We start from the raw sequence: 20,325 nt of genomic DNA on the forward strand, positions 1-20,325 counted from the left end.
GCCCAGTGACGGAATCCCTTCCCCGTTTGTTTACCTTGGCCATAAAAGCTCCTTTTCGATGGCAGACTCGATAATCAACAACAGTCCGGAGTCTATACAGACACGCAACCGATTGGACGCCGACGAAAACTTCGGTCATGAAAAAAGCCAACGCATAACCGGGCCTGCGCAGGCCAGACGTGCATGGTAATCTTGCGCCCATCGCAATCGGACCACCCGGACTCATCCTACGGATGGAGTCGCCTGGCCTGTCCGAAAAATTTGCCTCCCCCTTCTAACGAAAACTCATAAGCCTCTGATGAATAAAGCTATTTCTGATCTTTCGTCGCACACCCCCATGATGCAGCAATACTGGCGGCTGAAGAATCAGCATCCTGATCAGTTGATGTTCTATCGCATGGGCGACTTCTACGAAATTTTCTACGAAGACGCGAAGAAAGCCGCCAAATTGCTGGATATCACCCTGACCGCGCGTGGCCAGTCCGCCGGGCAGAGCATCCCCATGTGCGGCATTCCCTACCACGCCGCCGAAGGCTACCTGGCCAAGCTGGTCAAGCTCGGCGAGTCTGTGGTGATCTGCGAGCAGATCGGCGACCCTGCAACCAGCAAAGGCCCGGTTGAACGCCAGGTAGTACGTATCATCACGCCCGGCACCGTCAGCGATGAAGCATTGCTCGACGAACGTCGCGACAACCTGATCGCCGCCGTACTGGGTGACGAGCGCCTGTTCGGCCTGGCCGTGCTGGATATTAATAGCGGACATTTCAGCGTCCAGGAAATCAAGGGCTGGGAGAACCTGCTGGCCGAACTGGAGCGGACCAATCCGGTCGAGCTGTTGATCCCGGATGACTGGCCTCAGGGTTTGCCCGCCGAGAAACGTCGCGGCTCACGGCGTCGTGCGCCCTGGGACTTCGAGCGTGACTCGGCCCATAAAAGTCTTTGCCAGCAATTCGCCACCCAGGACCTGAAAGGCTTCGGCTGCGAAAATCTGACCCTGGCTATCGGTGCTGCCGGCTGCTTGCTGGCCTATGCCAAGGAAACCCAGCGCACTGCCCTGCCGCACTTGCGCAGCCTGCGCCACGAGCGCATGGACGATACCGTCATCCTCGATGGCGCCAGCCGCCGTAACCTGGAACTGGACACCAACCTGGCCGGTGGCCGCGACAACACTCTGCAATCGGTGATGGATCGTTGCCAGACCGCCATGGGCACGCGCCTGCTGACCCGTTGGTTGAACCGTCCTTTGCGCGACCTGAACATCCTGCTGGCGCGGCAGAGTTCGATCCGCTGCCTGCTGGAAAGCTACCGCTTCGAAAAGCTGCAACCGCAGCTCAAGGAAATTGGCGATATCGAGCGGATCCTTGCCAGGATCGGCCTGCGCAATGCCCGGCCCCGGGACCTGGCGCGCCTGCGCGATGCCCTAAGTGCCCTGCCCGTGCTGCAAGTGGGCATGACCGAACTGGACGCCCCGCATTTGCAACAACTGGCGGCCACCACCAGCACCTATCCGGAATTGGCGGACCTGCTGCAACGCGCGATCATCGACAACCCGCCTGCGGTGATTCGCGATGGTGGCGTGCTGAAAACCGGCTACGACGCCGAACTGGACGATCTGCAGTCCCTGAGCGAAAACGCCGGACAGTTCCTGATCGACCTGGAAACCCGGGAAAAGGCCCGCACCGGCCTGGCTAACCTGAAAGTCGGCTACAACCGCATCCACGGCTATTTCATCGAGCTGCCGAGCAAGCAGGCCGAACAAGCACCTGCTGATTACATCCGCCGCCAGACCCTCAAAGGCGCGGAGCGCTTCATTACCCCTGAGCTGAAGGAGTTCGAAGACAAGGCACTGTCCGCCAAGAGCCGTGCTCTGGCCCGGGAGAAAATGCTTTACGAAGCATTGCTGGAAGACCTGATCGGCCATCTGGCGCCCTTACAGGACACAGCAGGCGCCCTGGCCGAGCTGGATGTACTGGCCAACCTGGCCGAACGCGCCCTGAACCTGGATCTCAATTGCCCGCACTTCGTCGACGAGCCGTGCATGCGCATCGACCAGGGCCGTCATCCGGTAGTCGAGCAGGTCCTGACCACGCCTTTCGTGGCCAATGATCTGGCCCTGGACGACAGCACCCGCATGTTGGTGATCACAGGTCCCAACATGGGCGGTAAATCCACCTACATGCGCCAGACCGCTCTGATCGTATTGCTTGCCCATATCGGCAGCTTCGTTCCGGCCGCCAGTTGCGAGCTGTCACTGGTGGATCGCATCTTCACCCGTATCGGCTCCAGTGACGATCTGGCCGGCGGGCGTTCGACCTTCATGGTGGAAATGAGTGAAACCGCCAATATCCTGCACAATGCCACGGATAAAAGCCTGGTGCTGATGGACGAAGTCGGCCGCGGCACCAGTACCTTTGACGGTTTGTCCCTGGCCTGGGCTGCGGCGGAATGTCTCGCCCAGTTGCGGGCCTATACCTTGTTCGCAACTCACTATTTCGAGCTAACGGTTCTGCCGGAAAGCGAGCCCCTGGTGGCCAACGTCCATCTCAATGCCACCGAACACAACGAACGTATCGTCTTCCTGCACCGGGTACTGCCGGGCCCGGCCAGCCAGAGCTACGGCTTGGCCGTGGCACAGCTTGCGGGGGTTCCAACCCGGGTCATCGGTCGCGCCAAGGAACATCTGCAACGCCTGGAAACCACCAGCCTGCCCCACGAGCAGCCGAAAGCCAAGCCAGGGAAACCGGCAGTTCCGCAACAAAGCGATCTGTTCGCCAGCCTGCCGCACCCGGTGCTGGAGGACTTGAGCAAGGTCAAACTCGACGACCTCACGCCGCGTCAGGCACTAGAGTTGTTGTACACATTACAAACTCGCCTGTGACGCAACCGGTTACAAGCTGTTAGAATCCCGCGCGGTTTGGGAAGCTGACAGCTTTTAGCCTGGCTGAGCAGATGATCCAAGCCGCGTGATGAGCGGGCGAACCAAGGGTGTGGCGCAATAGCGCTGGCCAAAAGCCTGTTTTTCATACGGTACGGGGACTCCCGAATCTAGCAGCCCCATCCGTAGGGGCTTGCTGCCGCCGCCTGAGGAGAGAATTAGAAATGACCTTCGTCGTCACCGACAACTGCATCAAGTGCAAGTACACCGACTGCGTAGAAGTCTGTCCGGTGGACTGCTTCTACGAAGGCCCGAACTTCCTGGTGATTCACCCGGACGAGTGCATCGATTGTGCGCTCTGCGAGCCTGAATGCCCTGCCAACGCGATCTTCTCCGAAGATGAAATACCTGCGGGCATGGAGAACTTCATCGAGCTCAACGCCGAACTGGCTGATATCTGGCCCAACATCACTGAAAAGAAAGAAATGCTGCCCGATGCCGCGCAATGGGATGGCAAGCCAGGCAAGATTGCCGACCTGGAACGCTGATTGGCGTCGCCATGAAAAAAGGCCCGTAAAACGGGCCTTTTTTGTATTCGGGAGATCCTCTGCAAGCGATCTCCCGAAAGAGAGAAGGGGCGGAGTGAACCGCCCACATTTTTCCCTAGTCCCTTTAATCCTTTTCATCATCCTGATGAATCGCATCCTGCGATGTCCTTGACTGTCATCCTTGACGGCCTGTGCCTATCCCTTGGCACAGTTCTGATATTAGTGATTTCTCAGCAGAGAGCAACTATGCGGACGGGTAAAAACCATACTTTATGTAACGCACATATCATTTTATAATTCTTGCAAATCAATAAGTTAAAATTAATTTACGCATCACGATCGTAATAACCTCAAGACACTCAGCCAAAAGCTTACAGCCCTCGTAAGTAAAGGCTGACATGAATAATCCCGACCTTCTTAAATGAACCATCTTATTAATATCATCATATTTTTCCGGTGAGTCGCCATAGACCAGAAAAACAAAAACACCCCATGCGGAGTGTTCTTGTGTGCGTCTAAAACTGTAAAGAGTGAACGCCTTTATTGAAACAGCGACTCACTCGACAAGCCGTTCTTTTCGAGGATCTCACGCAAGCGCTTGAGACCCTCAACCTGGATCTGCCTGACCCGCTCACGGGTCAAACCGATTTCCAGCCCTACATCCTCCAGTGTACTGCTCTCATGCCCGCGCAGGCCAAAGCGGCGTACTACAACCTCACGCTGCTTGTCGGTCAGCTCCGACAGCCACTGGTCAATGCTCTGGGACAGATCATCGTCCTGCAGCAGCTCACAGGGGTCCGTAGGCCGGTCGTCGGTCAAGGTGTCGAGCAGCGTCTTGTCCGAGTCCGGCCCAAGGGACACATCGACCGAAGACACACGCTCATTGAGACCAAGCATGCGCTTGACCTCACAGACCGGTTTCTCGAGCAGGTTGGCGATTTCTTCAGGGGAAGGCTCGTGGTCGAGTTTCTGCGTCAGCTCGCGAGCGGCACGCAGATAGACATTGAGCTCTTTGACCACATGAATCGGCAGACGAATGGTGCGGGTCTGATTCATGATGGCGCGTTCGATGGTCTGGCGAATCCACCAGGTGGCATAGGTCGAGAAGCGGAACCCACGTTCAGGGTCAAATTTCTCGACAGCCCGGATCAGGCCCAGATTGCCCTCCTCGATCAGGTCGAGCAATGACAACCCACGATTGACATAGCGCCTGGCAATTTTCACCACCAGCCGCAGATTGCTTTCAATCATGCGTTTGCGCCCGGCCGGATCACCACTTTGCGACAACCGCGCAAAGTGCACTTCTTCTTCCGGGGAGAGCAGAGGAGAGAAACCAATTTCATTGAGATACAACTGAGTCGCATCAAGCGCCCGGGTGTAATCAATGTACTTGTGCTGCTTGAGTGCGGTGGAGTTTTTGGCCTTGGCCCGAGCCGAGGAAGCAGGTTTCTGCTTTTCCTTCGGTGCGGGTTCCAGAATGATGCCGGCCTCCATCAGGAGAACCTCATCATCTATGTCAAACTCCGGCGCTTCGTTGATGAGAGCCATTTTTTAGTCCTTTGGTGAGTTCGACCTCAAGCTCCAGCATCGCCTGATTTCCGTGGCAATGCGTGAGCCTGTCCCTCTACGCAAGGAACAGGCTGGCAACAATCAACGACGTGGCAAGAATTGCAGCGGATCGACTGGCTTACCCTGGCGGCGAATCTCAAAATGCAGCTTCACCCGGTCAGTTCCAGTTGAACCCATCTCGGCAATTGTCTGCCCAGCCTTGACCTGTTGCCCCTCCCGTACCAACAGCCTACGGTTATGACCATAGGCACTGACGTAGGTATCGCTGTGTTTGATGATTACCAATTCGCCGTAGCCCCGCAAGCCACTCCCGGCGTAAACAACCGAACCATCAGACGCAGCTAAAACAGGCTGTCCCAAATCCCCGGCGATATCAATTCCTTTATTCAAACTACCGTTTGAAGAGAATTTACCGATCAAAACACCGGCCGACGGCCAGGTCCAGCCACTTGGAGAACGTCCACCATCATCGGCCGGAGCGCCGCCGGAAGGCGGTATTACCACCGGTACAACCCCGACCGGCTTGGAGATAACCGTGGTCTTGAGCGAGCCCGAAGGGCTGGTGGTGGTGCTCGTCGTGGTGCCCGAACGCGGCGGTGCGGTCGGCGTGCCGACAACCGCTACAGGTGTCGACGCGGACGGCTGGCTGGAAACACCGTCGAAGCGAATCGTGCGTCCCGGATGAATGGTATAGGGCTCGGGAATCTGGTTACGTGCAGCCAGGGCCTTGTAGTCCCAACCGTAGCGGAAGGCGATGGAGAACAGCGTATCGCCCCGCTTGACCACGTATTGCCCGGTGGTCACCGCAGGGCGCTGAGGCGTCGCCGCGCTGCCATTGCGATCGACCACCCGCACACCGCCCGACGGACTGCTGGAACAGCCTACCAACAGGATACTGAGGGCAATGCCAATCATCAGCCGCTGAAAACTTATTGAAGACATACGCTGCCGAATGACTGTGCGACTCACCCGCCACTCCCTTTACCGGTGACTGAATTTGAAAGGTGCCTATTGTGCCGTATTAACGGCAGGCAGTTATTGCTAAACGATGTCAAAATTCGCGCGCCGCACTGAGTAAACACCTACCGGGTTCCTGTACCAGAGAAAGACAGGAGATAGACCCGCAGTGCCTGACAGAATTCAGCGGCGATGCAAAAGCTCAGGCCAGGGGGCCATTGAGCAAAGGCACGAAACGGACAGCCCCCAGCACGTGTCGGGAAAAACCGTTCTCTTCACGAATGATCAGCATCAGTTGCTGTACCTCTCCGGAGCCGACCGGTATGACCAGTCGCCCACCCGGGGCCAGTTGATCGAGCAAGGCCTGTGGCACATCCGTGGCCACTGCCGTGACAATGATGCCGTTGTACGGTGCCAGCGCAGGCCAGCCTTCCCAGCCATCGCCCCAGCGAAACACTACGTTACGTAAATTCAGCTCGATCAGACGCTCTTTGGCGCGATCCTGCAAAACCTTGATTCGCTCCACCGAGAACACTCGCTCGACCAACTGCGCCAGCACCGCGGTCTGGTAGCCCGAACCGGTGCCGATCTCCAGCACCTTGTCCAGCGGCCCTGCCGCCAACAGCAGCTCGCTCATGCGCGCCACCATATACGGTTGGGAAATGGTCTGGTTATGGCCGATCGGCAGCGCCGTGTCTTCGTAGGCCCGATGCGCCAGGGCCTCATCGACGAACAGGTGGCGCGGTGTCTTGCGAATCACCTCCAGTACCTGGGCGTTGGACAACCCCTCCTCGTACAAGCGCTGGATCAAACGCTCACGGGTGCGCTGGGAGGTCATGCCAATCCCGCGTCGTAACAGATCATCTTGCTCGCGTGACATCAACCCAGCCCCTCCAGCCAACGGTTCAGGCTGCTGAAGCCTCCTTGATAGGTACGATCAAGCTGCAAGGGCGTAATCGAGACGAAGCCCTGCATGACTGCGTGAAAGTCCGTGCCTGCCCCGCCGTCTTCGGCATCTCCGGCGGCGGCGATCCAGTAACCGGCGCGACCGCGGGGGTCGACCACCTTGACCGGGGCTGCCGCACGGGCGCGATGGCCTAGACGGGTCAGTTGTATGCCGCGAATGTTCTCGAGCGGCAGATTCGGAATATTGACGTTCAATACCGTGCGCGGCGGCAGGTCCAGTTGTTCATGGGCCTCGACCAGTAGGCGGGCGTAATGCGCCGCCGTCGCCAGGTTATCGGGCTGACGCGACAGAAATGAAAAGGCAAAGGACGGCCGCTCCAGGAAGCGTCCTTCCAGCGCCGCGCCGACGGTGCCGGAATACAGCACGTCATCCCCCAGGTTAGCGCCCAGGTTGATGCCCGAGACCACCATGTCCGGCTCCTGCTCCAACAGGCCATTGAGGCCCAAGTGCACGCAGTCGGTGGGCGAGCCGTTGACGCTGATATAACCGTTGCTCAGCACATGCGGGTGCAATGGCCGGTCCAGGGTCAGTGAGCTGCTGGCGCCGCTTCGGTCCTGATCAGGCGCGACAATCACGCACTCACAGTAATCCGCCAACGCCGAATGCAGCGCAGCAAGACCGGGGGCCATTACCCCATCATCATTTGAAATCAGAATACGCATGGGCTGTCCGTCTGCCCAACCGGCACCAGATCGACGAGTTCACGCACCAGTACGGTGGCGAAGCATCCGGCCGGAAGGACGAATTCCAGTTGCAGAATGTCAGACTCGGGATAATGCCACGTCAACCGGCCAATGGGCAGCCGCAGGATGCGACGTTCGTGTTCCATTCCCGCCCTGATCAGCCAATCGCAAAGCACTGACTCACGTTGGGCGACGCTGTTTTCCAGCTCGGCGGTGACGCCCTGAGCTGGCGAAGGGCCTTGACCCCACTGCGGCCCGGTCGGGTGCAAGTCGAGAATGGTCAGGCGCGGGTCGCTGCATTCGGCTTCACCGGCAGGAAAAAAACTGCGGCTGTCGGTAAATGCCAACAGATCGCCAACCTGGGCGCGCTGCCAGCTGCCGTCGGCAACCCGTGCCGCCAGGACCTGGTTGAATACGTAGCTGCGTGCGGTAGAAAGCAGGCGCGAACGCACATTCCGCTGCTCCGGCAGGGCCTGGCGGGCGGCATAATCGCGAGCCTCGCCGAGGTTACCGCCGTCAAAGCCGAAGCGCTGGGCGCCGAAGTAATTGGGGATGCCCTGAGCGGCGATAGCCTGCAGGCGCAGGTCCAGGGCGGCCTTGTCTGCCGCAAGACCGGTCAGGCGCAGGGTGAAGCCGTTGGCGGCATGGGCGCCGCGCTGCAACTTGCGCTTGTGCCGACCACTCTTGAGGATCTTCAGCGTGTCGTTTTGCGCACCGCTCAGGTCCGGATCGGCCTTGCCGGGCAACTGAATGCTGAACCATTGCCGGGTCAGAGCCTGACGGTCCTTGAGCCCCGCGTAGCTGACTGTGCGCAATTGCACACCGGCAGCACGGGCCAGGCGCCGGGCGGCCTCTTCGGTATTCAGGCCGCGCTTCTCGACCCACAGCCAAAGGTGCTCACCGTCGCCGGACAACGGGATATCCAGCACTTCATCAACCTGAAAGTCTTCAGCTGTGGCTTTGAGCACGGCGCTGCCCAGGGATTGGCCATAGGCACGCGGGCCCAGCAGTTCGAGTTCAGTCATGGGCGCAGCAACAGGGCAACAGCGTGCACGGCAATGCCTTCTTCGCGGCCGGTGAAGCCGAGCTTTTCCGTGGTGGTGGCTTTTACGTTCACTTGATCGAGCTCAACTTGAAGATCCGCGGCAATCAAGGCGCGCATCGAATCGATATGCGGGGCCATTTTCGGCGCCTGGGCGACGATGGTGGCGTCGACATTGCCGACCTTCCAGCCCTTGGCATGGATCAGGCCCAGCACATGGCGCAGCAGCACTCGGCTGTCGGCACCCTTGAATTGGGGATCGGTATCGGGGAAATGCTTGCCGATATCACCCAGCGCAGCGGCGCCGAGCAGGGCATCGCTCAAGGCATGCAACAGCACATCGCCATCAGAATGGGCCAGCAGGCCGAACCTGTGTGCAATGCGCACGCCGCCCAGGGTAATGAAGTCGCCCTCGGCGAAACGGTGCACATCGTAGCCATGGCCAATACGCATAAAAAAACGCCCTGAAAAAAGTCAGGGCGTGATTCTACCTACTTATTAGGCTTTCAAGGCGAGTGCGTGATGTCGCAGATGATCTTCCATGAAACTGGCGATGAAGAAATAGCTGTGGTCGTAACCCGGCTGCATTCTCAAGGTCAGTGGATGCTCTGCCGCTTTCGCCGCCTGGACCAGCGCCTCAGGCTTGAGCTGATTGGCCAGGAAGTCGTCACGATCGCCCTGATCGACGAGGATCGGCAGTTTTTCCGTCGCTTCGCTGATCAGCACACTGGCATCCCATTCGCGCCAGCGGGCACGGTCTTCACCCAGATAACGGGAGAAAGCCTTTTGCCCCCACGGGCAATCCATCGGATTGCTGATCGGCGAAAACGCTGACACCGACTTGTAGCGGCCCGGATTGCGCAACGCGCAGACCAGAGCACCGTGGCCGCCCATGGAATGACCGCTGACGCCACGCACATCGGATGCAGGGAAATGCGCCTCGACCAGGGCCGGCAGCTCGCTGACCACATAATCATGCATGCGGTAATGCTTGGCCCAAGGCTGTGCCGTAGCGTTCAGGTAGAAACCGGCACCGAGACCGAAGTCCCAGGCGTTATCCGGATCACCGGGCACATCCGGCCCGCGTGGGCTGGTGTCAGGAGCGACGATGATGATGCCAAGCTCAGCGGCAATGCGCTGCACGCCAGCCTTCTGCATGAAGTTTTCATCGGTACAGGTCAGGCCTGACAGCCAATACAGCACCGGCAGCTTCTCGCCCTGCTCTGCCTGCGGTGGCAGATAGACGGCAAACACCATGTCGCAGCCGAGCACGTCGGAGCGATGCTTGTAGCGCTTCTGCCAGCCGCCGAAGCTTTTCTGGCAGGAAATATTTTCCAAAGACATGGTCGTGGACTCCCAGCTTCAAGCTACGAGCTTCAAGCTGCAATCGGTCATCCCCACTTGCAGCTTGCCGCTTGTAGCTAGCCGCTGCTCTTAGAAGTGAATGACAGAACGAATGCTTTTGCCTTCGTGCATCAGGTCGAATGCCTTGTTGATATCTTCCAGGCCCATGGTGTGGGTAATGAAAGTATCCAGAGGGATTTCGCCGTTCTGGGCTTTTTCCACATAGCTAGGCAGCTCGGTACGGCCACGCACGCCACCGAATGCCGAACCGCGCCAGACCCGACCGGTCACCAGCTGGAATGGACGGGTAGCGATTTCCTGACCCGACGGCGCCACGCCGATGATCACCGACTCGCCCCAGCCTTTATGGCAGCACTCGAGGGCCGCGCGCATCAGGTTGACGTTGCCGATGCACTCAAAGCTGTAGTCAACGCCGCCATCGGTCAATTCAACGATCACGTCCTGGATAGGCTTGTCGTGTTCTTTTGGATTGATGAAGTCGGTCGCACCCAGCTCACGGGCCACGTCAAATTTCGCCGGGTTGATGTCGATGGCGATGATGCGCGAGGCCTTGGCCATTTTCGCGCCGATGATAGCCGCCAGACCAATGCCGCCCAGGCCGAAGATGGCCACGGTAGCGCCCTCTTCCACTTTGGCGGTATTGAGCACGGCACCGATACCGGTGGTAACGCCACAACCGAGCAGGCAGACTTTTTCCAGCGGTGCTTCCTGAGGAATCTTGGCCAGGGAAATTTCCGGCACCACGGTGTACTCGGAGAAGGTCGAACAGCCCATGTAGTGATAGACCGGCTGACCGTTGTAGCTGAAACGGGTGGTGCCGTCAGGCATCAGGCCCTTGCCCTGGGTCGCGCGGACTTTCTGGCACAGGTTGGTCTTGCCGGACAGGCAGAATTTGCACTCGCGGCATTCAGCGGTGTACAGCGGAATCACATGATCGCCCACGGCCAGGGAAGTGACGCCTTCGCCGATGGCTTCAACAATGCCGCCGCCTTCGTGACCGAGGATGCACGGGAACACGCCTTCGGAGTCGGCTCCGGACAGGGTGTAGGCATCGGTGTGGCAGACACCGGAAGCAACGGTGCGAATCAACACCTCACCGGCCTTTGGCGCTTCGACGTCGACTTCAACGATCTGCAGCGGTTGGTTAGGGGCAAAGGCAACGGCGGCGCGTGACTTGATCATCCATCTTCTCCAGCGAAGTAAAAACAAGACCCGGAGTGTAAAGCAGTGCCGATTGGTGAATAATCCAGGCAAAAGCAAAACATTATTGCTGTACAGGGATAATCAATGTACGCCAACCGCTGGGAAGGTCTGGATGAGTTCGTCGCCGTGGCCGAATGCGGTCAGTTCACTGCGGCAGCGGAACGTTTGGGTGTGTCGTCATCACACATCAGTCGGCAAATCGCCCGTCTGGAAGAACGCCTGCAGACTCGTCTGCTCTACCGCAGCACCCGGCGTGTCACCCTGACCGAAGCCGGGCAGACCTTCCTGCATCATTGCCAGCGCCTGCAGGACGGGCGCGAAGAAGCCCTGCGCGCGGTCGGCGACCTTAACAGCGAGCCCAAGGGCCTGCTGCGCATGACCTGCGCCGTGGCCTATGGCGAGCGCTTTATCACCCCACTGGTCACGCGCTTCATGGGCGACTATCCGCAGTTGCGCGTAGATATCGAGTTGAGCAACCGCACCCTGGACCTGGTGCATGAAGGACTGGACCTGGCCATTCGCCTGGGCCGCCTGCAGGACTCACGACTGGTGGCCACGCGTCTGGCGCCGCGACGCATGTACCTGTGCGCCTCGCCGTCTTACCTGGAACGCTACGGACGGCCCCACAGCCTGTCGGAACTCAATCGGCACAACTGCCTGATCGGTGGCAGCGACACCTGGTTGCTGCAACAGAATGGTCGAGAGTTTTCCCAGCGGATCCAGGGCAATTGGCGCTGCAACAGTGGCCAGGCCGTTCTGGACGCGGCGCTGCAAGGGGTGGGGCTGTGTCAGTTGCCGGATTATTACGTGCTTGAGCACCTCAACAGCGGCGCGCTGATCTCCCTGCTCGAAGCCCATCAGCCGCCAAATACGGCGGTCTGGGCGCTGTATCCGCAGCAACGGCATTTATCGCCGAAGGTGCGCAAGCTGGTGGATTATCTGAAGGAAGGGCTGGCGATGCGGGATGAGTATCGGGTATGACGCCAAACACAGACCTGTACAGGCCATGTGGGAGTCGGCTTGTCGGATCGCCGCACCGTGGCGATCAAGTGCGAAGCGCTCGCAAACATATCGGCGCCTGATCCGACGCCATCGCCAGCAAGCCGGCTCCCACAGGTTTGCAGCGATCCGTTGGCGCGAGGCTTGCACGCGAAAAGGTCCATACATTCGACACATTTCTGGAGCCTGACCAATTGCCTTCGCGGGCAAGCCCGGCTCCAACGAACTACGCATATCCCTGTGGGAGCCGGGCTTGCCCGCGAAGAGGCCGGTACTATCGGCCCAACTTCTGCGGCTTAGATATTGCTCCCGAAGATAAATCCTCCACAGGGCATTCCAACTCAGATGGTTGCATCGTATTTCAGACGCAACCGCAACCACTCAAGATCCTCAGGCCGGGTCACCTTGATATTGTCCGAGCGCCCTTCGATCAGACGCGGGGCCTGCCCGGCCCATTCCATGGCCGAAGCTTCGTCGGTAATGCTCACATTCGACACCCGGCCATCGGCCAGTGCCCGATGCAACGCGCCGAGGCGGAACATCTGCGGCGTGTAGGCCTGCCAGATCAGGCTACGATCAACGGTTTCACTGACCCGGCCTTCGCTGTCGGCACGCTTGAGGGTGTCACGGGCAGGCACGGCCAGCAGGCCGCCCACCGGATCATTGGCCAGTTCGCGCAGCAGATTGTCCAGGTCGGTACGGGACAGATTGGGCCGCGCGGCGTCATGCACCAGCACCCAGTCATCATCACCGGCGCCCTGGGCATGCAGATGCAGCAAAGCGTTGAGCACCGAGTCGGCGCGCTCCTTGCCACCATCGACCCGCTGGATACGCGAGTCGAGGGCACATGGCAGGGTCGGCCAGTAGGGATCATCGGGTGCGAGACTGATCACCATACCCTTGAGGCGCGGATGATCGAGAAAACACAGCAGGCTGTGTTCAAGAATAGTCAGATTGCCCAGTTGCAGATATTGCTTGGGCCGGTCGGCCGCCATGCGAGCACCAATGCCCGCAGCGGGAATCACTGCCCAGAAGGCAGGAAGGGAATCGTTCACGTCATTGCGCCAGCTGATAGAGGGTTTCGCCATCCTTGACCATGCCCAATTCATGACGGGCACGTTCTTCGACGGTTTCCAGACCTTTTTTCAGTTCCAGCACTTCGGCGTCGAGAACACGATTGCGCTCCAGCAGGCCTTCATTCTCGGCATGCTGATCGGCAATCTGCTGAGTCAGGCTGGCCACTTGCGCAAGGCTCCCGTTACCGACCCAAAGGCGATACTGCAAGCCGGCGAGGAGCAGAAGCAAGACAAGAAACAACCAGTTCGGACTGCGCATTGAATATCGGGACCCAGTAAAGACAGCAAGCATTCGAACAAATCACTAAGGGTATTGAGCCTGGCACGGGCCAGGCTCAATCACCGCGAACGGCAAAATCAGGCGAAATTATCGACTGTTCCTACAACGAACGCTGTCTTTTTACCATCTCCGACTCAGCCACGGAACTCGTCGCGACCACGATAGATAGCTTTAGCACCCAATTGCTCTTCGATACGCAGCAGTTGGTTGTACTTGGCGATACGGTCGGAACGGCTCAGGGAACCGGTCTTGATCTGACCGGCGGACGTGCCCACGGCCAGATCGGCAATGGTCGAATCCTCGGTTTCACCGGAACGGTGCGAGATCACGGCAGTGTAACCAGCGGCCTTGGCCATCTGGATGGCTTCCAGGGTTTCGGTCAGGGTGCCGATCTGGTTGAACTTGATCAGGATCGAGTTACCGATTTTCTTGTCGATGCCTTCTTTGAGGATCTTGGTGTTGGTGACGAACAGGTCGTCGCCCACCAGCTGGATCTTGTCGCCGATCTTGTCGGTGAGGATTTTCCAGCCCGCCCAGTCGGACTCGTCCAGACCGTCTTCGATGGAGATGATCGGGTGCTTGCTGACCAGATCGGCCAGGTAGTCGGCGAAACCGGCGGAGTCGTACTCGCCTTCTTCGCTCAGCACGTACTTGCCGTTCTTGTAGAACTCGCTCGCGGCGCAGTCCAGGGCCAGGGTCACGTCGGTGCCCAGCTTGTAACCGGCGTTGGCAACGGCTTCGGCAATGGCATCCAAAGCGTCGGCGTTGGAGTTCAGGTTCGGTGCGAAACCGCCTTCGTCACCGACCGCTGTGTTCAGGCCACGGGCCTTCAGCACAGCCTTGAGGTGATGGAAAATCTCGGTGCCCCAGCGCAGGCCTTCGGAGAAGGTCTTGGCGCCGACTGGCTGGATCATGAATTCCTGGATATCGATGTTGTTATCCGCGTGCTCGCCACCGTTGATGATGTTCATCATCGGGACCGGCATCGAGTAGACGCCAGGAGTACCGTTGAGGTTGGCGATGTGCGCGTACAGCGGCAGGTCCTGGTCCTGTGCGGCAGCCTTGGCAGCGGCCAGGGATACGGCGAGGATGGCGTTGGCACCCAGGCTGGCTTTGTTCTCGGTGCCGTCGAGGGCGATCATGGCACGATCCAGCGCCTGCTGGTCGACCGGATCCTTGCCCAGCAACAGGTCACGGATCGGACCGTTGATGTTGGCGACTGCCTTCAGTACGCCCTTGCCCAGGTAACGGCTCTTGTCGCCATCACGCAGCTCCAGCGCTTCGCGCGAGCCGGTGGAGGCACCGGACGGCGCACAGGCGCTGCCGATGATACCGTTGTCGAGGAGCACATCTGCTTCCACGGTGGGATTGCCACGGGAGTCGAGAACTTCACGACCTTTGATGTCGACGATTTTTGCCATTGTTGTAAGCACTCCAAGATTGACGAAAACGACGCAGCAGAAAAAACCTTTATCGCCCCAGGCACGGAACAGCTGGCAGGCCTGAAACGAAAGCCTCTCCCGGCGCCCTGAGGACCGGGACAGGACGGCAATGTAACGGAGAAACGCGGGTTACGCGGTTTCTACCGTTGGAAAACTTTTCACCAGTTCGTCCAGGGCCTTGAGCTGGGCCAGGAAGGGTTCCAGCTTGTCCAGACGCAAGGCGCAGGGGCCGTCGCATTTGGCATTGTCCGGATCCGGGTGTGCCTCAAGGAACAGTCCGGCCAGGCTCTGGCTCATGCCCGCCTTGGCCAAGTCAGTGACCTGGGCGCGGCGACCACCGGCAGAATCCGAGCGACCGCCCGGCATCTGCAGGGAGTGGGTCACGTCGAAAAACACCGGGTATTCGAACTGCTTCATGATGCCGAAGCCGAGCATGTCCACCACCAGGTTGTTGTAACCGAAGCTGGAACCACGCTCACAGAGGATCAACTGGTCATTGCCCGCCTCTTCGCACTTGCTCAGGATGTGCTTCATCTCCTGGGGCGCGAGAAACTGGGCCTTCTTGATGTTGATCACCGCGTTGGTGCGGGCCATGGCCACCACCAGGTCGGTCTGCCGCGACAGGAAAGCCGGCAGCTGGATGATGTCGCAGACTTCGGCAACGACCGCCGCCTGCTCAGGCTCGTGGACGTCGGTGATCAGCGGGACGTTGAAGGTCTTTTTGATCTCTTCGAAGATGCGCATGCCCTCTTCCAGGCCAGGGCCACGGTAGGAGTGCATCGACGAGCGGTTGGCCTTGTCGAAACTGGCCTTGAACACGTAAGGGATACCGAGTTTCTCGGTAACCCGCACGTAGGCTTCACAGACCTGCATCGCCATGTCCCGCGATTCGAGCACGTTCATGCCGCCGAACAAAACCATAGGCTTGTCGTTGGCGATCTCGATCGAACCTACACGGATGATTTTCTGTGCCATGTCGTTGGGATTCCCGAATCAGCCGTTCTTCTGGTGTTGAGCAAGCGCCGCCTTGACGAAGCCACTGAACAGCGGATGGCCGTCGCGTGGTGTCGAGGTGAACTCCGGGTGGAACTGGCAGGCCACGAACCACGGATGGTCCGGCGACTCGACCACTTCAACCAGCGCGCCGTCACCGGAACGACCGGAGATTTTCAGACCGGCTTCGATCAGGCTTGGCAGCAGCTTGTTGTTCACTTCATAACGGTGGCGGTGGCGCTCGACAATCACGTCCTTGGTGTAGCAGTCGTGAACCAGCGAACCCGGCTCCAGCAGGCAATCCTGTGCGCCAAGACGCATGGTGCCGCCCAGATCGGAGGATTCGGTACGGGTCTCGACCGCGCCAGTGGCATCTTCCCACTCGGTGATCAGGCCGACGACCGGATGGCCGCTGTTGCGATCGAACTCGGTGGAGTTGGCGTCTTTCCAGCCCAGCACGTTACGGGCGAACTCGATGACCGCCACCTGCATGCCCAGACAGATACCCAGGTACGGCACCTTGTTTTCGCGAGCGAACTGCACTGCGGTGATCTTGCCTTCCACACCACGCAGGCCGAAACCGCCCGGTACGAGGATCGCGTCGACGCCTTCGAGCAAGGCAGTGCCCTGGTTCTCGATGTCTTCGGAGTCGATATAGCGCAGATTGACCTTGGTACGGTTGGTGATGCCGGCGTGACTCATCGCTTCGATCAGCGACTTGTAGGCGTCGAGCAGCTCCATGTACTTGCCGACCATGGCGATGGTGACTTCATGCTCAGGGTTGAGCTTGGCATCAACCACTGCTTCCCACTCGGACAGGTCAGCGCTGCCGCATTGCAGGCCGAAACGCTCGACGACGAAATCATCCAGACCCTGGGAATGCAGGATGCCCGGGATCTTGTAGATGGTGTCGGCATCTTCCAGCGCGATCACCGCACGTTCTTCAACGTTGGTGAACTGGGCGATCTTGCGACGCGACGAGATGTCGATCGGGTGATCGGAGCGGCAGACCAGCACGTCCGGCTGCAGGCCGATGGAGCGCAGTTCCTTGACCGAGTGCTGGGTAGGCTTGGTCTTGGTTTCGCCAGCGGTGGCGATGTAAGGCACCAGTGTCAGGTGCATCAGCATCGCGCGCTTGGCGCCGACTTCGAAGCGCAATTGACGAATGGCTTCGAGGAACGGTTGCGATTCGATATCACCGACCGTACCGCCGATCTCGACCAGAGCCACGTCGGCATCGCCTGCGCCCTTGATGATCCGGCGTTTGATTTCGTCGGTGATGTGCGGGATGACCTGGATGGTCGCGCCCAGATAATCACCACGGCGCTCTTTGCGCAGGACGTGTTCGTACACACGGCCAGTGGTGAAATTGTTGTTCTGGGTCATGGTGGTGCGGATGAACCGCTCGTAGTGGCCCAGGTCCAGGTCGGTTTCAGCGCCGTCATGGGTGACGAACACTTCGCCGTGCTGGAACGGGCTCATGGTGCCCGGGTCCACGTTGATATAGGGGTCCAGCTTGAGCATGGTGACCTTAAGTCCCCGCGCCTCCAGGATGGCCGCCAATGAAGCCGAGGCAATGCCTTTCCCCAATGAAGAAACAACACCGCCCGTGACGAAGATGTAGCGCGTCATGAAAAACCCTAGAAATCTGCGTTAAAGCGGTCAGAGCCGCCGGGGAAAGCGAAGGAAGGCCGAAGCCCCCGATAACCGGTACAACTCACAGTGCACTCCCGAAATTGCTGCGTTGAACCTGACAGGCCGATGAAAGCCGTCGATGCGCGCCACATTTTTAGAATCGCCGAGTAAAGCTGGCTGGAAATCGGCAACTGCTGTCGATCTGAAAGAATCCACAGAAGCTGTATCAAGAAGGGAGCGTAGTCTACCGGAAAGGCGCTTTCAGCTCAAACCTTGATCGTTCGTCGGCGCCTGCCAATGAAAATTCCATTCCCCGAGGGCTCTGCCGTCGAGTCCGGGCAGGTTTGCCACGGCAATCAGACGCCCTTCGGCGTACAGCAGCGGCAAACGGTCGCGGACGAACAATGGCACGCCCTGCTCATTGAGCAGGCGCTTGAGATCACGGTGCCCGCGGCTCGGCAGCTGCATGACTTCACCGCCCTGGCGATAGCGCACTTGCAGCACCGCAGCGGGTCGGGCGCCGTCGATCAATACCTGGCCGTTACCCGGCAGCATCAGGGCAGGCTGTTGATCAGGCCACTCCAGTGATCCGGCGACGGGCCGCAGCCAGGCGCCGGACAACCACCACAGACGCCCGCCAACACGATGCAGTTCGCCGCCAGCCAGACGCCATACCGGCCTGCCCTCATGCCCGGCATCGCGCAGGTTTTCCCAACCGGCCCAATGCTCGCTGTCCGGCATTTGCGTCAGAGGCCGCAGCCAATGGCGCAGGAGATTACGCTGGCGCCGGTCAGACAAATCGACCAACGGTTGCATGACCAGAGATGGCAGGGGCAGCCAGGGCCAGGGTGATTCGCTGCGGGAGCGGGCCAGATCCTGCTCGGCCAGTTCGTCGAGCAGTTCCTGCGCCTCACTGAAATGTGCAGCAGCCCGGGCCATACTGGCGCTCGCCTGGGGCCAGCGCGCATTCAGCGCGGGCATGACCTGATGACGCAGGTAATTGCGCGCATAGTGAGCGTCGGCATTGCTTGGGTCTTCGATCCAGCTCAGTTGGTGCTGCTTGGCATAGGCGAGCAACTCGGCCCGGGAAATATCCAGCAAAGGCCGTACGAGGCTGCCCTGCCCCAATGGACGATGGACCGGCATTGCCGCCAACCCCCGCACTCCGGCGCCACGCAGCAGGCGAAACAACAGGGTTTCGGCCTGATCGTCACGATGCTGGGCGGTCAGTAGCACCTCACCGGCAGCCAACAGGGACTGGAAAGCGCCATACCTGGCTTCACGAGCCGCGCGCTCCAGGCTCGCTCCCGGCTGTACCTGCACATGAATCACTTGCAAGGGCACGCCCAGGGCATCGCACACGGCCTGACAATGAGCCGGCCACGCATCAGCCACCGTTTGCAGGCCATGGTGGATATGCACGGCTTTGATCGGCGTCGTTGAGTGGGCGTTGAGCAGGTGCAGCAGGACGGTGGAGTCGAGGCCACCAGAGAAGGCGATGTACCAGGTTGGCGCGGATTGCCAGGGGGCCAGGGTGTCGAGCAGGCGCAAGGCCAGAAGATCAGGTTGCTTGGCCATAACATACCTTGCCTGAATTAGCGCATTTATCTGTGTGGGACCGGCTTTAGCCGGGAAGACTTCGGGGCAGACGATAGAAATGTATCGACCATGCCTAAGCTTTCCCGGCTAAAGCCGGTCCCACAAAAAGCGCCTACAGAATGGACGCGTTTATCCGACGTCGATCAGAGACCGTAACTCATCAAACGCTCATAGCGACGAGCCAGCAGCGCCTCGTTATCAAACTTCTTGAGCATGGCCAGCTGGCTGATCAGTTCCTGGCGAATGGTCGCCGAAGCCAGTACCGGGTCACGGTGAGCGCCGCCCACTGGCTCGCCGATTACTTTGTCGACGATGCCCAGGCCTTTCAGGCGATCAGCGGTGATGCCCATGGCTTCAGCCGCATCCGGAGCCTTCTCTGCGGTTTTCCACAGGATCGAGGCACAACCTTCCGGCGAGATCACCGCGTAGGTGGAATATTGCAGCATGTTCAACTGGTCGCAGACACCAATGGCCAGCGCACCACCGGAACCACCCTCGCCAATAACGGTGGCGATGATCGGGGTTTTCAAGCGCGCCATGACGCGCAGGTTCCAGGCAATCGCTTCGCTCTGGTTGCGCTCTTCGGCGTCGATACCCGGGTAAGCACCCGGCGTATCAATGAAAGTCAGGATCGGCATCTTGAAGCGCTCGGCCATTTCCATCAGGCGACAAGCCTTGCGATAACCTTCAGGACGCGGCATGCCGAAGTTGCGGCGAACCTTCTCGCGCACTTCACGGCCTTTCTGATGGCCGATCACCATGACCGGCTGATCGTCCAGACGGGCAACCCCGCCGACAATCGCCGCGTCATCGGAGAAGTGACGGTCACCGTGCAGCTCGTCGAACTCGGTGAAGATGTGCTCGATGTAGTCCAGGGTGTAAGGACGACGCGGATGACGCGCCATGCGCGCGATCTGCCAACTGGTCAGGTTGCCGAAAATGCTTTCGGTGAGCGTATTGCTCTTCTCTTGCAGACGAGAGATTTCATCGCTGATGTTCAGCGAGTTGTCATTACCAACCAGGCGCAACTCTTCGATCTTGGCTTGCAGGTCAGCGATCGGCTGTTCGAAATCCAGAAAATTCGGGTTCATA

The 20,325-nt window shown here is 59.3% G+C and carries 18 protein-coding genes; 3 read left to right on the top strand and 15 right to left on the bottom strand.

Annotation, left to right across the window (positions count from 1 at the left end; genetic code table 11):
• Positions 1 to 310: 310 nt before the first annotated feature.
• Together mutS and fdxA are read left to right on the top strand one after the other, a co-directional pair.
• Positions 311 to 2,878 carry a DNA mismatch repair protein MutS gene (gene mutS, locus AC1Z24_RS24420; RefSeq protein WP_483746705.1) on the top strand — a complete coding sequence of 856 codons (2,568 nt, stop codon included), beginning with the start codon at positions 311 to 313 and terminating at the stop codon, positions 2,876 to 2,878.
• Positions 2,879 to 3,099: 221 nt separating this feature from the next.
• Complete coding sequence (fdxA, locus tag AC1Z24_RS24425) at positions 3,100 to 3,423, top strand: ferredoxin FdxA (protein ID WP_259109866.1); 324 nt, start codon at positions 3,100 to 3,102, stop codon at positions 3,421 to 3,423.
• 540 nt (positions 3,424 to 3,963) lie between these two features.
• Here the strand turns inward: fdxA and rpoS are convergent.
• The 8 genes from rpoS to AC1Z24_RS24465 all read right to left on the bottom strand — a co-directional run bounded on the left by rpoS (position 3,964) and on the right by AC1Z24_RS24465 (position 11,188).
• Positions 3,964 to 4,971 carry an RNA polymerase sigma factor RpoS gene (gene rpoS / locus AC1Z24_RS24430; protein ID WP_483743044.1) on the bottom strand — a complete coding sequence of 336 codons (1,008 nt, stop codon included), beginning with the start codon at positions 4,969 to 4,971 and terminating at the stop codon, positions 3,964 to 3,966.
• Positions 4,972 to 5,073: 102 nt separating this feature from the next.
• On the bottom strand, positions 5,074 to 5,961 hold the full coding sequence (locus tag AC1Z24_RS24435; RefSeq protein ID WP_483743045.1) for a peptidoglycan DD-metalloendopeptidase family protein: 888 nt from the start codon (positions 5,959 to 5,961) through the stop codon (positions 5,074 to 5,076).
• A gap of 190 nt (positions 5,962 to 6,151) precedes the next feature.
• Entirely contained in the window at positions 6,152 to 6,787 is a 636-nt protein-coding gene (locus AC1Z24_RS24440) for a protein-L-isoaspartate(D-aspartate) O-methyltransferase (protein ID WP_483746706.1), read from the bottom strand.
• 41 nt (positions 6,788 to 6,828) lie between these two features.
• On the bottom strand, positions 6,829 to 7,578 hold the full coding sequence (gene surE, locus AC1Z24_RS24445; protein WP_483743046.1) for a 5'/3'-nucleotidase SurE: 750 nt from the start codon (positions 7,576 to 7,578) through the stop codon (positions 6,829 to 6,831).
• Positions 7,566 to 8,624, bottom strand: coding sequence for a tRNA pseudouridine(13) synthase TruD (gene truD / locus AC1Z24_RS24450; protein WP_483743047.1), 1,059 nt, complete (start codon positions 8,622 to 8,624; stop codon positions 7,566 to 7,568). The genes surE and truD overlap by 13 nt, the downstream gene beginning before the upstream one ends.
• Positions 8,621 to 9,094 carry a 2-C-methyl-D-erythritol 2,4-cyclodiphosphate synthase gene (gene ispF, locus AC1Z24_RS24455; RefSeq protein WP_259109877.1) on the bottom strand — a complete coding sequence of 158 codons (474 nt, stop codon included), beginning with the start codon at positions 9,092 to 9,094 and terminating at the stop codon, positions 8,621 to 8,623. Before ispF ends, truD begins: the two co-directional genes overlap by 4 nt.
• 45 nt (positions 9,095 to 9,139) lie before the next feature.
• Positions 9,140 to 9,985, bottom strand: a complete 846-nt coding sequence (fghA, locus tag AC1Z24_RS24460; protein ID WP_259109879.1) for an S-formylglutathione hydrolase — start codon at positions 9,983 to 9,985, stop codon at positions 9,140 to 9,142.
• 90 nt (positions 9,986 to 10,075) lie between these two features.
• Complete coding sequence (locus AC1Z24_RS24465; protein WP_483743048.1) at positions 10,076 to 11,188, bottom strand: S-(hydroxymethyl)glutathione dehydrogenase/class III alcohol dehydrogenase; 1,113 nt, start codon at positions 11,186 to 11,188, stop codon at positions 10,076 to 10,078.
• Positions 11,189 to 11,293: 105 nt separating this feature from the next.
• Between AC1Z24_RS24465 and AC1Z24_RS24470 the strand changes: the two genes are divergently transcribed.
• The gene (locus AC1Z24_RS24470) at positions 11,294 to 12,190 is read left to right on the top strand and encodes a LysR substrate-binding domain-containing protein (protein ID WP_483743049.1); all 897 of its coding nucleotides are present in this window, start codon (positions 11,294 to 11,296) and stop codon (positions 12,188 to 12,190) included.
• A 359-nt stretch (positions 12,191 to 12,549) separates the two neighbouring features.
• Here AC1Z24_RS24470 and ispD read toward each other — a convergent pair whose 3' ends face one another.
• The 7 genes from ispD to accA form a co-directional block, all read right to left on the bottom strand.
• Positions 12,550 to 13,263, bottom strand: coding sequence for a 2-C-methyl-D-erythritol 4-phosphate cytidylyltransferase (ispD, locus tag AC1Z24_RS24475; protein WP_483743050.1), 714 nt, complete (start codon positions 13,261 to 13,263; stop codon positions 12,550 to 12,552).
• Position 13,264: 1 nt separating this feature from the next.
• Positions 13,265 to 13,543, bottom strand: a complete 279-nt coding sequence (gene ftsB, locus AC1Z24_RS24480) for a cell division protein FtsB (protein ID WP_259109888.1) — start codon at positions 13,541 to 13,543, stop codon at positions 13,265 to 13,267.
• A 155-nt stretch (positions 13,544 to 13,698) separates the two neighbouring features.
• Complete coding sequence (eno, locus tag AC1Z24_RS24485; protein ID WP_483743051.1) at positions 13,699 to 14,985, bottom strand: phosphopyruvate hydratase; 1,287 nt, start codon at positions 14,983 to 14,985, stop codon at positions 13,699 to 13,701.
• Positions 14,986 to 15,135: 150 nt separating this feature from the next.
• Complete coding sequence (gene kdsA, locus AC1Z24_RS24490) at positions 15,136 to 15,981, bottom strand: 3-deoxy-8-phosphooctulonate synthase (protein WP_259109892.1); 846 nt, start codon at positions 15,979 to 15,981, stop codon at positions 15,136 to 15,138.
• Between the two features lie 18 nt (positions 15,982 to 15,999).
• The gene (locus AC1Z24_RS24495; RefSeq protein WP_259109894.1) at positions 16,000 to 17,631 is read right to left on the bottom strand and encodes a CTP synthase; all 1,632 of its coding nucleotides are present in this window, start codon (positions 17,629 to 17,631) and stop codon (positions 16,000 to 16,002) included.
• Positions 17,632 to 17,895: 264 nt separating this feature from the next.
• The gene (gene tilS / locus AC1Z24_RS24500; protein ID WP_483743052.1) at positions 17,896 to 19,212 is read right to left on the bottom strand and encodes a tRNA lysidine(34) synthetase TilS; all 1,317 of its coding nucleotides are present in this window, start codon (positions 19,210 to 19,212) and stop codon (positions 17,896 to 17,898) included.
• A gap of 164 nt (positions 19,213 to 19,376) precedes the next feature.
• Positions 19,377 to 20,324 (bottom strand): acetyl-CoA carboxylase carboxyl transferase subunit alpha, encoded by a 948-nt coding sequence (gene accA / locus AC1Z24_RS24505; protein WP_483743053.1) that lies wholly within the window; start codon positions 20,322 to 20,324, stop codon positions 19,377 to 19,379.
• Between the last annotated feature and the right edge of the window lies 1 nt (position 20,325).

The organism is Pseudomonas sp. JL23 (assembly GCF_056933585.1).